Source organism: Streptomyces sp. NPDC046925 (assembly GCF_040644915.1).
Taxonomy (GTDB): domain Bacteria; phylum Actinomycetota; class Actinomycetes; order Streptomycetales; family Streptomycetaceae; genus Streptomyces.
Genome location: NZ_JBEYWZ010000004.1, coordinates 114,369 through 128,142, shown reverse-complemented (window position 1 = coordinate 128,142; position 13,774 = coordinate 114,369). Strand labels below are relative to the sequence as shown.

The following is a 13,774-nucleotide window of genomic DNA, read 5'->3' as shown; positions in this document are numbered from 1 at the left end:
CTGTGGCCAGTACAGACGATTCAGTGTTCAGCGACGGTGCGGCATCCGAGCCGGTGCCGACGGATCTGCAGGCGTTCGCGGTGCAGCTGCGGCGCATGAACGGCGAGATCAACCGGGTCATCCACGGTTTCGCCGCCGGCCACGATCTGCACGCCACGGACGTCCAGGCGCTGGCGGCCATTCTGGACTCCGATGATCCGCTCACTCCGGGGCGGCTGCGCGAGCACCTGGGGCTGACGTCGGGCGCCGTCACCGCGTGCCTGGACCGGCTGGAGCGGGCCGGGCACATCCGCCGGTCGCGGGACAGCCACGACCGCCGGGTGGTGCATCTGCACTACGCCGCCGGGGCCAAAGCCGCGGCGCGCGCCTTCTTCCGTCCGCTGGCCGCGGCGACGGAGAGCGCTCGCGTGCGGTTCACCGACGACGAGCTCTCCGTGGCGCTGCGTTTCCTGGCGGCGATGAACGAGGAGCTCTCCGAGCTCCGCGCACGCCAGCGCTAGGGCGCCTGCCCGCACCCGCACGCATATTCCGACGGACACGGGACACCCGCTGCACGCTCCCGGCAGCCGGAATGTTTCAATCATTGAGATACTTATTTGTTGAGGTATTGAGCCCCGCAAGGAGATCCATGTCCACAGGTACGCGCCTGGCACGCTGGCTGGTGCCCGTCGTCCTGCTCGTCGCCTGGCTCGGCATCGGCGGCACACTCGGGCCGTACGCCGGGAAGCTCGGCGAGGTCGCCACCAACGACCAGGCCGCCTTCCTGCCCCAGAACGCCGAGTCCACGCAGGTGATCGACGCACAGAAGAAGTTCAGCCAGGACGAGACCCTGCCCGCGATCGTCGTGTGGACCACGGACGGTGAGCGGGCCGGCGCAATCGACGAGGCCCAGCAGGACAGCGCCACCCGCGCCCTTGCGTCTCTCGACGACCGGGCGGGCTTCGCCGGACCGGCGTCCCCCGCGCTGCTGTCCAAGGACGGCCGGGCGCTGCAGGGCGTCGTCCAGCTGCGCCCCGACCTCGGCGAGGAACTGGAACCCACCCTGGAGCGCGTCAGAAAGGCCGCTGACCAGGTACCGGGGACCAAGGCGCAGGTGGCAGGGCCCGCGGCCAGCCAGGCCGATCTGTCCGACGCCTTCGGGGGCATCGACGGCCTGCTCCTGGGGGTCGCCCTGATCACCGTCCTGGTGATCCTGCTGCTCGTCTACCGCAGCCTGCTGCTGCCGCTGGTGATCATCCTCGGGGCCGTCTTCGCCCTCGGTCTTGCCTGCGGGATCGTCTATGTTCTGGCCGACCACGACGTCGTACGGGTCGACGGCCAGGTCCAGGGCATCCTCTCCATCCTGGTCATCGGCGCCGCCACCGACTACGCGCTGCTGCTCACGGCACGATTCCGCGAGGAGCTGGCCGTCAGCCAGGACCGGATCGCCGCCATGCGGGCGGCGCTGCGCCGTTCGCTGGGCCCCATCGTGGCCAGCGGCGCCACGGTCGCGCTGGGACTGCTCGCCCTGCTGCTGAGCGACCTGACCAACAACCGCGCGCTCGGGCCCGTGGGCGCCATCGGCATCGCCTGTGCCGTCCTGAGCACGCTGACCTTCCTGCCGGCGGTCCTCATCCTTCTCGGGCGGGCGGCGTACTGGCCCGCCAGGCCCAAGTCGGCCACGGAGAAGTCCGCGGGACAGGGCCTGTGGACCAAGGTCGCCTCGCTCGTCGACCGGGCGCCGCGCAAGGTCTGGGCCGCCACCCTCGCCGGCCTGTTCGTCTGCGCCGCCTTCGCCCCCACGCTCAGCTCCAAGGGCGTGCCCCTGGACGAGATCTTCGTCAACGACGCGCCCTCGGTGGCCGCGCAGAAGACACTGGGCGATCACTTTCCCGGCGGCTCGGGCAATCCGGCCGTCGTGATCGCGGACGCGGACAAGGCCAAGCAGGTCACGGCCGCGGCCGGGCGCACCGAGGGGGTGTCGTCGGCCGCCGCCGTGAGCTCCTCGGGCAGGCCGGGTGCGGGCAAGCCGCTCGTGGTCGACGGGCGCGTCCGGATCGACGCCACCTTGGAGGATGCCGCCGACAGCGACGCGGCGAAGGACACCGTGGCCCGGCTGCGCGACGCCGTCCACGCGGTGAACGGCGCCGACGCCCTGGTGGGCGGCTACACCGCGCAGCAGTACGACACCCAGCGCACCGCCGAGCACGACCGGATGCTCATCGTCCCGGTGGTCCTGGCGATCATCCTGGTCATCCTGATCGGACTGCTCAGGTCGCTGCTCATGCCGGTCCTGCTGGTGGCGACGGTGGCGCTCAACTTCGTGGCCACGCTGGGCGTATCCGCCCTCGTCTTCCAGCACGTCCTCGGCTTCAGCGGGACAGATTCCTCCGTACCGCTGTACGGGTTCGTCTTCCTGGTGGCGCTCGGCGTGGACTACAACATCTTCCTGATGTCACGGGTCCGTGAGGAGTCGCTGCGCCACGGGGCCCGCGAAGGGGTGCTGCGCGGTCTGACCGCGACGGGCGGCGTCATCACCTCGGCCGGGGTCGTGCTCGCGGCGACCTTCGCGGCCCTGGGCGTCATCCCGCTGGCGTTCCTCGTGCAGATCGCCTTCATCGTCGCCTTCGGTGTCCTCCTCGACACCCTGGTGGTCCGCTCGCTCCTGGTGCCGGCGCTGGTGCGCGACATCGGCCCGAAGGCGTGGTGGCCCGGAGCCCTCAGCCGCACGGGGCCGGGGTCCGGGCCGGGGTCGGGTCAGGCGCCCGCGGAGACCGGCGATTCGCTCTTGTCGCCCACCGAGTCCTGAGTGGCGGACTTCGGGATGGACCGGTCCTGGCGCAGGGCGGACCACACCTGCTGCGACGCCTTCTTCAGCGGCAGGACCCGTCCGGCGTCCCGTGAGTCGTAGGTGACCGGCATCGTGACCATGTTCGTGCGCTCCGGGCTGATGCCCTTGAGCTCCTTGGCCAGACCGAGGAGCTTGTCGGCGGAGGCCAGCTCGGAGTCCGCGCTGATCGACTTGGTCGCGGTGTCGGCCAGGTCGTAGGACTGAGCGGGGCTGCCCAGCGGGTCGACGGTCTCGGCGCGGTGGATCAGCGCCTTGATGAACGCCTGCTGGAGCTGGATGCGGCCCAGGTCGCTTCCGTCGCCGACGCCGTGGCGGGTGCGCACGAGTTCCAGTGCCTGCTTGCCCTTGAGCGTGTGCTTGCCGGCGCTCAGGGCAAGGCCGCTGTTGGGGTCGTCGATGGCCTTGCGAGTGGTGATGTCGACGCCGCCGAGCTCGTCGATGAGCTTCTGGAAGCCCTTGAAGTCGACTTCGAGGTAGTGGTCCATGCGCACGTGCGACATCTTCTCGACCGTCTTGACGGTGCACGCCGGTCCGCCCGCCTGGTAGGACGAGTTGAACATGGTCTGCTGCGCGCCGGGTGCGGTGCCGCCGTGCGGCTTGGCGCACCGGGGCCGCTCGACCATGGTGTCGCGGGGGATGCTGACGACCGAGGCCTTCTTGTGGGTCTTGTCGACGTGCAGGACCATCGCCGTGTCGGCGCGGGCGCCGCTGACGCCCTTGCCGTACTGGCCGTGGGTCCCGGCCCGGGAGTCGGACCCGAGCAGGAGGATGTTCATCGAGCCGTTCTTCTGCTGGCTCGGCCGGTCTTTCCCGAGTGCGGCGTTCATGTCCGTGCCCTGGATGTTGCCGTTGAGGTGCTGCCAGGCGTAGGCGGTGCCTCCGCCGCCTATCAGGACTGCTCCCAGGGCGCCCCATGCGACATAACGCAGGGTCTTCTTGTGCGGCTTGCGCCGCCGGGAGCCGCGTACCCGCGGGGGCCCGTACTCGGGCACTGCGGGGCCGGTGGCCATGTGCGCCTGCTGCTCGTTACTGCCTTCGTGCGGCATGCGCTGCCTCTTCTCGTCGACCGTTGACCGGTGACCGGTGGATCAGTTGCTTGGTCGGCCGGTGGCTCAGTACGCGGAGTCGACGTTGTCGATCGAGCCGTACTTGTCGGCGGCGTAGTTCGCGGCGGCGGTGATGTTGGCGACCGGGTCGGTCAGGTTATCGGGGGTGCCGGCGACGTGGTACGCGTCGAAGGTGGGCTGGATGACCTGGAGCAGTCCCTTGGAGGGGGTGCCGGCCTGCGCGTTGACGTCCCAGCCGTTCTGGGCGTTGGGGTTACCGGCGGACTCGCGCATGATGTTGCGGTGCAGACCCTCGTAGGAGCCGGGAATGCCCTTGGACTTCATGATGTCCAGGGACTCGCGGATCCAGCCGTCGAGGTTGTTGCCGTACTTCTTGTCGTCGGCCTTCGCGGCGGCGGCCTTGGCGGTCTTCGTCGCCGCGGTCGGCTCGGCGGCCTGGGCCTGCGTGGGGACCAGCGTGAGGGCTGCGGCCGCGGCGCCTGCGGTGGCGATACCGGCGACGGAGATCTTGCGCAGTCGGTTGATGCGGCCGGTGCTGGTCTGCGTCTGGGTGGTGGCCATGCGGGGGTGACTCTCCAATGCGATGTACGGGAGGGGGGCTCGGTCGAAGCGAGCGGATGTGCTCGGTGCGTCCCGTGCTCCCCGGACTTCAGCAAGGGTTAGCGGTGGCCGAAGCGGGGCGCAATGATGTGACGTACTACCCCGTTACGCAGGTCGCCCCTGGTCAGACGCTGTACAGGAGAACCACGGCCCCGCGCCGGAGCCCCGCAGGGTCTACTACCGTCGTTAGCATGTGACCTGGCTCCTATGGGTGGGCTCACAGCCTCGGCGGTGTTTCGCGGGCGAACCGGGCGTGCAGAGGGGGTCGTCGGGTAGACGACCCGCCCAGATGCCGCTTTCCGGCTGATATTTCGGTGAACGTGCAGGTCACGTCCCTTTTTGGCGTCTTCGTGACGGCTCCGGGACGCCGATGTGCCGGTCGGTGTCAGCGCCGCCCGCCCGGGAGGCCCGCGGTGAAGCGGGACGGGGGCATGCCGAAGGCGCGGGTGAACGCGGCGGTGAGAGCGGCGGTGAACGCGGCGGGAGAGGCGTAGCCGATCCGGGCGCCGACCTCGCTGACCGATGCGGTGCGCAGCAGCGGGAGGGACGCGAGCAGCCGGGCGCGGGCGCGCCAGACGGCGGGGCTCTCGCCGGTCTCGGCGCGGAAGCGGCGCGTGAAGGCCCGTTCGCTCATGGCCGTCTCGGCGGCCCATGCGGCATTGGTGGCCTCGGCGTCCGGTGCGGCCAGGTAGGCGCCGCACAGCCGCGCCAGGTCGGCGGAGGCGGGCATGGCGACGCGGAAGGGCAGCGGGGTGCGCTCCGCGATCTCGTACAGGAGAAGGGCGGCGATGCCGCCCTCACGCCCGTGCCCATGTCGGGCTGCTCGGCCTGGTGACGGTCGCGATGCTGCTCCTTGCCTGAGGGCTGCACGCTCCGCCCCGGGCCGGAGCGGAGCGTGCCGGGGCGCGTCGGTCAGCTGTGGGCGGCGAGCCAGTCCTCGTAGCGGGCGGAGGCCAGGCGCGCGTCGGCTCCTGCGATCAGGACGTCACCCTCGACGGCGGCGAACATGCCCGCCTTGTCGTCGGTGACGACGGTGCGGGGGTCCTTGCGGGCCGCCAGCGTCAGGCGGCCGAGCTCGTCGAGCGGGAAGACGTCGGGCCCGGCGACGTCGAGCGTGCCGTTGAGCGGCGGGGCGGTGCTGACGTCGGCGAGGGCCCGGACCACGTCGGCGGTGGCCATGGGCTGGACGCGCGTGGCGGGCAGCCGGACGGTCTGCTCGTCGGAGGTCCAGGACAGGACGGCGTCCATGAACTCGAAGAACTGGGTGGCGCGCACGATCGAGTACGGGGTGGGGCCCTGCCGCAGCAGGTCCTCCTGGAGGGTCTTGGCGCGGTAGTAGTCCAGTTGCGGCACCTGGTCGACGCCGACGATGGAGAGGATGACCTGGTGGCGGACGCCGGCGCGCTCCCCCGCGGCCAGCAGGTTGCCGGTGGTGGTGCGGAAGAAGTCCGGGGACGCTTCGTCGAAGGTGGGCGAGTTCGACACGTTGACGACCGTGTCCGCACCCTTGAGCGCCTCGTCGAGGCCCGCGCCGGTGAGCAGGTCGACTCCCGTCGACAGGGACGAGGCGACGACCTCGTGTCCCGCCTCGCGAAGCCGGGCGACGAGCTGCGAACCGATCAGTCCGGTACCGCCGATGACCGTGATGTTCATGATCGTGCCCTTCTGTGAACCGAGTGCGCTGCTGCACAAACTCGGATACCTGTTGTCCGAGATATTACTCGGATATCCTGTGTCCGAGTCAACTGGGAGGGCGCATGAAACTGTCCGGCGGCGTGGAATGGGCACTGCACTGCTGTGTGGTGCTCACCGCGGCAACCGAGCCGGTCCCGGCTGCCCGATTGGCGCAGCTGCACGACGTCTCGCCCAGCTACCTGGCCAAGCAGATGCAGGCACTTTCGCGGGCGGATCTGGTGAAGTCCGTCCAGGGCAAGACGGGCGGTTACGTACTGACCAGGCCGGCCGCCGACATCGCGGTCCTGGACGTGGTGCAGGCCGTCGACGGGGCGAGCCCGGCATTCGTGTGCACCGAGATCCGTCAGCGGGGCCCGTTCGGGACGCCGCCCGAGGACTGCACCAAAGCGTGTCCCATCGCCCGCGCGATGAGCGCGGCCGACGCCGCCTGGCGGGCATCCCTGCGGGAGGTCTCCATCGCCGATCTGGTCGGCACGGTGGAGCAGGAAAGCGGGCCCGACGCCCTGCCCACGATCGGGACGTGGCTCAACGCGGCGAACGCCGCGGACGGCTGAGGTCCCGCGCCCCGCGCCGCTCTATTTCCCCGGCCGTCACCGGCGCCTGGATGCTGTACACGTCGCCGACCCGCAGACGATCGGGCGTGCTGTATTCGCCGTAGGTGGCGATGACCGAGACGGCCACCCGGGAATCGGGCTGCCAGAAGGTACGGAAGTACGGGGCGTTCGCCGGGAGTTCGGGGATCTCCAGGAGCGGGACCCCGCGCCGGTCCAGGAGGCGTTGCAGCTTGGCGAACCGGAGCCGGGGCGTGAACCGGCCGTAGCGGGCGCGCAGCACCTCGTTGACCAGGGTGCGGTCCCGGTGCGCGAGTCGGTGCACCTGGAGGGTGAAGTGGTGGCCCGACCAGGGGCGGTCGGCCGAAGCGCGGTCCCAGGAGAACTCGGCGAGGCCGTAGTCACGGCACATGCTGCGGCGGCCGAAGACGTTCTCGGCGAAGCCCGGCCCGAGGATCTCGGTGACGGCGTCGGGAGAGGCCGCCGGACCCGCGCCGAGCACGGTGCCGGTGGTGACGACGTCGACGTAGAAGGCCAGGGAGTACGGGGTCACGGGTGCTTCCTCGGTGCGGTGCCGTCCAACGGTTGCGCCCCCAGTGAATCAACCCCCGGCGGCCCTGCGGCCACTGCAGCACACCTGTGACAGTCGGCCGACGGTTGCGGCTACGGCCGTCGATAAGATCCGAACATGACAACTCGGGGGCGCACACTCAAGATCACAGCGGCACTGGTGCTTTCGTCGATGGCCCTGACCGGCTTCACGACGGGGCGGGGCCACGGCGGCAGTCGCCACGGCGGCGGGGGTGGCGGAGGCGGCTGCAGCAGTTCGAGCCAGGACCACGACAGTTCGTCGTCGAGCAGCTCCGGCTCGTCCGGATCATCCGGGTCGACGACCTCGGGATCGGGCTACGACGACGATGACGACTCCTACGGCAGCAGCGGCGACACGAGTAGCAGCTCCAGCGGCGGCAGCTACACCCGGCGCCCCACCCACGACTCCACCCCCTCCGGCTCCTCCGACGGCGGGCAACTGCAGGACGCCAAGGCCACGTTGGTGACCTGCGCGACCAAGACGGCCCCGTACGCGACGGTCAGGGTCACGAACGGCAATGAGAAGAAGGGCCGCTTCTGGGTGTCGGTCACCTTCGTGGACGACAACGGCCTCACCATCATCGAGGAGAGCGAGAAGGTCACGGTGCCAGGGAAGGGCAAGGTGACCACCCGGGTGGAGATCAGCGGCGAGGGCCTGGCCGACTCGGTCGATCACTGCGAAGTCGACCCGCAGGCCCTCGTGGTGTCGGGCTGACCGATGGCCGCCATGGGTCCGCAGGAGAACCCGGAACTGTGGGCCTTCCTGGAATCACTGTCCCGCGGCGAGATCCTCCGGGGCGCGGTCGCGGCGACGGAACGGTTCGGGGTGTTCGTCGCGCTGGACGACGGCCCCGCCCACCCCGTCTTCCCCGGCGTCGGGTTCATCACGATCCCCGAACTGTCCTGGATCCGGATCGAGGCGGCGACGGACGTCGTCGCGGTCGGACAGCGCGTCGCCTGCGAGTTCTTGCAGTTCGACACCCGGAACCTGGAGGCCAGGCTGTCCCTGCGGGCGTTGCGGCCCGACCCGTTGCGGGAATTCGCCGACCGCACCGCGGCGGGCCGCCGACTGCGCGGCCCCGTCACCAAGCTGGTCCCGTTCGGCGCCTTCGTACGGGTCGCCGACGGGATCGAAGGACTGGTGCATCTCCGAGAGCTCGCCGAGACGCCCGTGGACAAGCCGGAGGATGTCGTCGCGGTCGGCGACGAGGTTTCCGTCGTCGTCCTCGAAGTCGACCTGCCGCGGCGCAGGGTGGCCCTGTCCCTGCGCCGGGCCTCCGCTCCCCGGTAATCCGGGGCCGTTGTCGGCTTTATGGGGGAAAGAGCGTGTCCGCGGCCCCGGAAGAGCGTTGATCATCGCAGGCGCCAGGAAGCGGTGTGCTCCGGCCGCGCGACGTTCGCCGAGGCCGGCCTGGCGCCTTCTGGCTGATCGAGCTCAAAGAGAAAGAAGTGTGTCCGTCATGAAGAAGATGATGACTGTGGCGCTGGCCGCCGGTGCTCTCGTCCTGGGTGCCGCGGGTCTCGCGTCCGCCGACGCCGGCGCGCAGGGTGCTGCCGTCAACTCGCCGGGCGTGCTCTCGGGCAACGTGGTTCAGGTTCCGGTCCACATCCCGCTCAACGTGTGCGGCAACAGCATCGACGTCATCGGCCTGCTGAACCCGACGTTCGGCAACACCTGCGTCAACAGCTGACCCCGGCTGATCGCACCGTAGAGCCTGCCGGCTCGACACGGTCCGAGTGAGCGCGCCACCGATGCTCCATTTCGGTGGCGCGCTCGCTTGTCTGCCGGGGCTGTCCCCCGGGGCAATCGGGCTCCGTCACCGCGACCGAGCGCGTATAGGCACGGCCTATGCGGGGCATCGGTTTTTGGTCGTGGACCTCCTTTGCTGTGACCGGCTTCACTGACCCGGTAGTTGGTGCGGCGACCGGTCGGGACCCGGTGCCGCACGGGGCTTCGGGCCGGCTCTCCGCATACGACGGCACCCCGTACAGGGGCGTGCCGCCACCGTGCGGAGCACGCCGGCGGGCCCCTGCCCGTGCCTGGATGGAGGTTGGTGCAATGACGCATGCCCCGGACCGTGCCGCAAGCGGTGCCGCAGAAGGCCCTGCGGTGAAGAGCAAGCCGTGGTACCGGCAGTTGTACGTGCAGGTCCTCGCGGCGATCGTCATCGGGATCGTGCTCGGTTGGCGGTGGCCGGATCTGGCCACGTCCATGGAGCCGATCGGCACCACGTTCATCACCGCGATGAAGATGCTGATCGGGCCGATCGTGTTCCTGACGATCATCGGCGGAATCTCCGGGGTCTCCGACCTGAAGAAGGTGGGCCGGACGGGGCTGAAGGCGCTGACCTACTTCCAGGTGGGCACGATCATCGCCCTGCTGACCGGTCTGGTCGCGATCAATGTCTTCCGGCTCGGCGAGGGCGTACACGCCGACCCGTCCGCCCTGGAGGTCTCGGGGGACGCCGGAAAGTACATCGACGCCGGCGAACACCAGCAGTGGTGGGAGTTCTTGACGGGCCTCGTGCCGGACAGTTTCTTCGGCGCGTTCGTCGAGGGCGACATCCTCCAGGTCATCTTCCTCGCGGTGATCTTCGGAATCGCGCTGAAGTCGGTGGGCGCGGTGGGCGAGCCGATCATCGCCGGGGTGAACCGGCTGACCCAGGTGGTGTTCAAGGTCCTCGCGTTCGTGATGAAGGCCGCGCCGCTCGGCGCGTTCGGCGCGATGTCGTACGCCATCGGGAAGTTCGGCCTCTCCACGCTGACCAGCCTCGGCTCGCTGATCCTGCTCTTCTACGTCACCTCGATCCTGTTCGTCGTGGTGGTGCTCGGCGGAGTGCTCGCCGCATATGTGCGGCTGAACGTCTTCCAGCTCTTCCGCTACTTCAAGGAGGAGTTCTTCCTGGTCCTCGGCACCTCCACGGCCGAGCCCGCGCTGCCGGGCCTGATGCGCAAGCTCCAGTTCATGGGCGCCGAGCGCTCCACGGTGGGTCTGGTCGTGCCGACCGGCTACAGCTTCAATCTCGACGGGGCCGCGATCTACCTGTCCCTGGCCGCCCTCTACATCGCCCAGGCCACCGACACCGCGCTGTCCCTGGGAGCGCAACTCGGCCTGCTCGCCGTGATGCTGCTGACGTCCAAGGGCGCGGCCGGGGTGGCGGGAGGCGGCTTCATCGCGCTGACCGCGACCCTGTCGACCGTCGGCCATGTGCCCGCGGCCGGGATCATGCTGATCTTCGGCATCGACAAGTTCATGTCGGAGTGCCGTGCCCTGGTCAACTTCTACGGCAACGCCGTCGCCACCTTGGTCATCGCCCGCTGGGAGGGCGGTCTCGACCTGGAGCGGGCCCGGCTGGTGCTCGCCAGGCAGATCAGGGAGGACGCCCGGCCGTCCGGTGAACCCGCCGCCGTGCCGCAGCAGGACACCGGCGGGGCAGGCGGGACAGGCGGGACAGAACCGGTCCCGCGGCCGGCCGAAGGCGGTGAGGCGGTGGCCGCCACCCGATAGGGTCCGCCTATGGCCACAGGTCGTGGCCGTGGGAGGCACAGTGGACGCGCGGCAACTCGAATACTTCCTCGCCATCGTGGAGCACGGCGGTTTCAGCAAGGCCGCCGCCGCGCTCCACGTGGCGCAGCCGTCGTTGTCGCAGGCGATGGCCAACCTGGAGGCGGACCTCGGCGTCTCGCTCTTCCACCGCATGGGCCGCGGCGTGGTCCTCAGCGAAGCGGGCGCCGAACTCCTCGAACCCAGCCGCCGCGTCCTGCGCGACCTGACCGCCGTCCGCGACAAGGCAGAGGCCCTGTCCGGTCTGCACGGCGGCACCGTCGAGATCGCCGCCATGCCCTCGCCCGGCATCGAGCCGCTGACCACACTGACCCACCGCTTCACCGAACTGCACCCGTCCGTCACGATCAGCAGCCGCGCCGCGTTCACCCCCGAAGACGTCGTCGGCCTCGTCCGCAGCGGTGTCTGCGAGCTCGGCCTGCTCGGCGCCGCCAAGCCGGTGGCCCTCTCGGGCGTCGACGTACTGCCCCTGGAGGAGCAGCCGTTCGTCGTGGTGGCCGGGCCCGGCGGGGACGTGCCGGACGGGGCCGTCCTGCGCCCCGAGGACCTCGGCGGGCGCAAGCTGATCGCCGCCCGCGGCGGCAGCCTGATGCGTTCCATCGTCGACGACATCACCGCGCAGACGGACGGCACCGACATCGTCGCGGTCGTCGACCACCGCACCTCCGTCCTGCCCCTGGTCCTGACCGGGGTGGGCATCGCGGTCCTGCCCGCGTCCTGGACACGCCTTGCCCGCCGCTGCGGGGCGTCCGTGGCCGCCATCGAGCCGACCGCTCACCTGCACGTCGCGATGATCAGCCTGCCCGCCCATCTCACGCCGGGGGCCCGCGCCTTCCTGGAACTGACGCGCTCCTACGCCCGGCACAAGCAGTCCCCGACGCCCTAGCCGCCCCGCAGGCGACCGGTGAACTGATCGGTGGCGCCTATGGGTTGTATCGGCAGCACGTCTTGGACGGGACACGACCGCACTGGGTTGACTCGGGACATCGACCGAAGACGTCGATCCACTTGTCGGTTCCCCGCTCCGTCCGAGCCCGTGAACCCGCATGACCGGAGGCTCCCGTGACCGTACCCCGCACCTTCCGTATCGCCGCCATCCCCGCCGACGGTGTCGGCTCCGAGGTCGTCGCCGCGGGCCGCGCCGTTCTGGACGCTTTGGCGGCCGACTCGCAGGGCGCCTTCGCCTTCGAGTGGCAGGAGTTCCCCTGGGGCTGCGGCTACTACGAGCGCACCGGGAAGATGATGGACGACGACGGCCTGGAGCAGCTCAAGGACTTCGACGCGATCTACTTCGGCGCCGTCGGCTGGCCCACCGTCCCCGACCACATCAGCCTGTGGGGCCTGCGCCTGAAGATCTGCCAGAGCTTCGATCAGTGGGCCAACGTCCGCCCCGTGCACTTCCTGCCCGGCGTCACCAGCCCGCTGCGCAAGGCCGACGACACCGAACTCGACTGGGTCGTCGTCCGCGAGAACAGCGAGGGCGAGTACGCGGGCCTCGGCGGACGCAACCTCGCGGGCCGCGGGCCCGGCGGTGAAGTAGCCCTGCAGTCGGCCCTGTTCACCGAGGTGGGCTGCGAGCGCATCATGCGTTACGCCTTCGACCTGGCCCGCACCCGGACCCGCCGCAAGGTCTCCTCCGTGACCAAGAGCAACGCCCAGCAGTACGGCATGGTGCTGTGGGACGACGTCTTCAAGCGGGTGGCCGCCGATTACCCCGACGTGGAGACCGAGAGCGTCCTGGTCGACGCCATGGCCGCGAAGTTCGTCCTGCGCCCCGAGGATCTCTCCGTGGTCGTCGCCTCCAACCTCAACGCCGACATCCTCTCCGACCTCGGCAGCGCCCTGGCCGGCAGCCTGGGCCTCGCGGCCAGCGCCAACCTCAACCCCGAGCGCCGCTTCCCCAGCATGTTCGAGCCCGTACACGGCTCCGCGCCCGACATCGCAGGGCAGGGTCTCGCCAACCCGATCGGCGCGGTCGGCAGCGCCGCGCTGATGCTGGAGCACTTCGGACTGGCCGAGCAGGCGGCGCGGCTGCACAAGGCGATCGAGGCCACCACCGCGGCCGGTGTCCTCACCCGTGACATCGCGGGCACCGCCTCCACCGAGGACGTCACCAAGGCGTTGATCGACGCGCTCGGCGCCTGATCCCGCCTCCCCCGCACGTCCGGTCCGTCCCCATGTCGCGCCGACGGACCGGACCGGGCCGCTCCCGGACGAGCGGCCACCTCGTGCCGGGCCCGCCGGCCATCACCGCCGCGGGCCCGGCACGTCGTCGCGTCGGGCTGCCGCGTGAGATCACTCCGGGGCCGGTGCGGGCCATCGCCGGGCGGCGGCGAACACTCCGTCGTGATGCACCAGCGCCTCGGCGTCCCGGCGCACGGAGCCCGCTTCGACCTCGCCGACGACCAGGAGATGGTCACCGACCCGCTGGCGCAGCGTCACCCTGGCCGTCAGCCAGGCGGGAGCCTCGTCGAGTACGGGAAGACCGTCCTCGTGCGCGGTCCATGCCACGCCCCGGAAGCGATCGATGCCACTGCGCGCGAACTGCCCGGCCAGCGCGGCGTTGTGCGTGCCGAGCACGTGGACGGCGAACCGATCGGCGTCGCCGACCGCCGGGGCGGTGGAGGCGTGCAGCCCCAGGAAGAAGGAGACCAGCGGCGGTCGCAGGGATACGGAGGTGAAGGAGGTGGCCGTGAAACCCGCGGGGCCGGGGACGGTGATGACCGTGACTCCGGCGGCGTGGCGCCGCAGCGTGCGGCGGAGTATCTCGTCGGTGGCGGGTGTCGCGGACGTCTGCGCCGGGTGGTCGGTGGAGGTGGTCATGGCGGTCCCTCTCGGCTGGTGGGCGCCCCGGCCCCGCTGTGGATGGTCCGGC

General features: G+C 70.4%; 14 protein-coding genes and 1 pseudogene. 9 read left to right on the top strand and 6 right to left on the bottom strand.

The features are described 5' to 3' along the window. The first annotated feature begins 2 nt into the window (after nt 1-2). Together ABZ906_RS18870 and ABZ906_RS18865 are read left to right on the top strand one after the other, a co-directional pair. Nucleotides 3-500: a MarR family transcriptional regulator gene (locus ABZ906_RS18870; RefSeq protein ID WP_361383604.1), complete on the top strand. Its 498-nt coding sequence runs from the start codon at nt 3-5 to the stop codon at nt 498-500. A gap of 128 nt (nt 501-628) precedes the next feature. Further along, a complete protein-coding gene (locus ABZ906_RS18865; RefSeq protein ID WP_361383601.1) occupies nt 629-2,788 on the top strand; it encodes an efflux RND transporter permease subunit in 2,160 nt (719 codons plus the stop codon). On the opposite strand, the gene ABZ906_RS18860 is transcribed toward ABZ906_RS18865, so the two are convergent. The 4 genes and pseudogenes from ABZ906_RS18860 to ABZ906_RS18845 all read right to left on the bottom strand — a co-directional run bounded on the left by ABZ906_RS18860 (nt 2,737) and on the right by ABZ906_RS18845 (nt 6,150). After that, complete coding sequence (locus tag ABZ906_RS18860) at nt 2,737-3,876, bottom strand: LCP family protein (protein WP_361383598.1); 1,140 nt, start codon at nt 3,874-3,876, stop codon at nt 2,737-2,739. The genes ABZ906_RS18865 and ABZ906_RS18860 overlap by 52 nt on opposite strands. Before the next feature lie 66 nt (nt 3,877-3,942). Then, complete coding sequence (locus ABZ906_RS18855) at nt 3,943-4,458, bottom strand: transglycosylase SLT domain-containing protein (protein WP_361187723.1); 516 nt, start codon at nt 4,456-4,458, stop codon at nt 3,943-3,945. Nucleotides 4,459-4,882: 424 nt separating this feature from the next. After that, nucleotides 4,883-5,302, bottom strand: a pseudogene (locus ABZ906_RS18850) (helix-turn-helix domain-containing protein); the annotation flags it as partial. 107 nt (nt 5,303-5,409) lie between these two features. Continuing rightward, complete coding sequence (locus ABZ906_RS18845; protein WP_361383595.1) at nt 5,410-6,150, bottom strand: NAD(P)H-binding protein; 741 nt, start codon at nt 6,148-6,150, stop codon at nt 5,410-5,412. A 104-nt stretch (nt 6,151-6,254) separates the two neighbouring features. On the opposite strand from ABZ906_RS18845, the gene ABZ906_RS18840 reads away from it, so the two are divergent. Then, nucleotides 6,255-6,746 (top strand): Rrf2 family transcriptional regulator, encoded by a 492-nt coding sequence (locus ABZ906_RS18840; RefSeq protein ID WP_361187725.1) that lies wholly within the window; start codon nt 6,255-6,257, stop codon nt 6,744-6,746. Here the strand turns inward: ABZ906_RS18840 and ABZ906_RS18835 are convergent. Then, a complete protein-coding gene (locus tag ABZ906_RS18835; protein WP_361383592.1) occupies nt 6,718-7,296 on the bottom strand; it encodes a hypothetical protein in 579 nt (192 codons plus the stop codon). The genes ABZ906_RS18840 and ABZ906_RS18835 overlap by 29 nt on opposite strands. A gap of 135 nt (nt 7,297-7,431) precedes the next feature. Between ABZ906_RS18835 and ABZ906_RS18830 the strand changes: the two genes are divergently transcribed. The 6 genes from ABZ906_RS18830 (at nt 7,432) to ABZ906_RS18805 (ending at nt 13,044) form a co-directional block, all read left to right on the top strand. Then, the gene (locus ABZ906_RS18830) at nt 7,432-8,049 is read left to right on the top strand and encodes a hypothetical protein (protein ID WP_361383589.1); all 618 of its coding nucleotides are present in this window, start codon (nt 7,432-7,434) and stop codon (nt 8,047-8,049) included. A 3-nt stretch (nt 8,050-8,052) separates the two neighbouring features. Beyond that, nucleotides 8,053-8,625, top strand: coding sequence for a S1 RNA-binding domain-containing protein (locus tag ABZ906_RS18825; protein WP_361383586.1), 573 nt, complete (start codon nt 8,053-8,055; stop codon nt 8,623-8,625). A 169-nt stretch (nt 8,626-8,794) separates the two neighbouring features. Beyond that, complete coding sequence (locus ABZ906_RS18820; protein WP_361187733.1) at nt 8,795-9,025, top strand: chaplin; 231 nt, start codon at nt 8,795-8,797, stop codon at nt 9,023-9,025. A gap of 368 nt (nt 9,026-9,393) precedes the next feature. Continuing rightward, the gene (gene dctA / locus ABZ906_RS18815) at nt 9,394-10,842 is read left to right on the top strand and encodes a C4-dicarboxylate transporter DctA (RefSeq protein WP_361383583.1); all 1,449 of its coding nucleotides are present in this window, start codon (nt 9,394-9,396) and stop codon (nt 10,840-10,842) included. Between the two features lie 28 nt (nt 10,843-10,870). After that, nucleotides 10,871-11,785: a LysR family transcriptional regulator gene (locus ABZ906_RS18810; protein WP_361383580.1), complete on the top strand. Its 915-nt coding sequence runs from the start codon at nt 10,871-10,873 to the stop codon at nt 11,783-11,785. A gap of 176 nt (nt 11,786-11,961) precedes the next feature. Continuing rightward, the gene (locus ABZ906_RS18805; RefSeq protein ID WP_361383577.1) at nt 11,962-13,044 is read left to right on the top strand and encodes a tartrate dehydrogenase; all 1,083 of its coding nucleotides are present in this window, start codon (nt 11,962-11,964) and stop codon (nt 13,042-13,044) included. A 150-nt stretch (nt 13,045-13,194) separates the two neighbouring features. Here ABZ906_RS18805 and ABZ906_RS18800 read toward each other — a convergent pair whose 3' ends face one another. Further along, nucleotides 13,195-13,722 (bottom strand): flavin reductase family protein, encoded by a 528-nt coding sequence (locus ABZ906_RS18800; RefSeq protein ID WP_361383574.1) that lies wholly within the window; start codon nt 13,720-13,722, stop codon nt 13,195-13,197. Nucleotides 13,723-13,774: the final 52 nt, after the last annotated feature.

Bases quoted from the DNA above. Each gene is read 5' to 3' on its own strand.
- ABZ906_RS18860 (WP_361383598.1), bottom strand. From the start codon at position 3,876: ATGCCGCACGAAGGCAGTAACGAGCAGCAGGCGCACATGGCCACCGGC.
- ABZ906_RS18845 (WP_361383595.1), bottom strand. From the start codon at position 6,150: ATGAACATCACGGTCATCGGCGGTACCGGACTGATCGGTTCGCAGCTC.
- ABZ906_RS18865 (WP_361383601.1), top strand. From the start codon at position 629: ATGTCCACAGGTACGCGCCTGGCACGCTGGCTGGTGCCCGTCGTCCTG.
- ABZ906_RS18840 (WP_361187725.1), top strand. From the start codon at position 6,255: ATGAAACTGTCCGGCGGCGTGGAATGGGCACTGCACTGCTGTGTGGTG.
- dctA (WP_361383583.1), top strand. From the start codon at position 9,394: ATGACGCATGCCCCGGACCGTGCCGCAAGCGGTGCCGCAGAAGGCCCT.
- ABZ906_RS18830 (WP_361383589.1), top strand. From the start codon at position 7,432: ATGACAACTCGGGGGCGCACACTCAAGATCACAGCGGCACTGGTGCTT.
- ABZ906_RS18820 (WP_361187733.1), top strand. From the start codon at position 8,795: ATGAAGAAGATGATGACTGTGGCGCTGGCCGCCGGTGCTCTCGTCCTG.
- ABZ906_RS18800 (WP_361383574.1), bottom strand. From the start codon at position 13,722: ATGACCACCTCCACCGACCACCCGGCGCAGACGTCCGCGACACCCGCC.
- ABZ906_RS18825 (WP_361383586.1), top strand. From the start codon at position 8,053: ATGGCCGCCATGGGTCCGCAGGAGAACCCGGAACTGTGGGCCTTCCTG.
- ABZ906_RS18855 (WP_361187723.1), bottom strand. From the start codon at position 4,458: ATGGCCACCACCCAGACGCAGACCAGCACCGGCCGCATCAACCGACTG.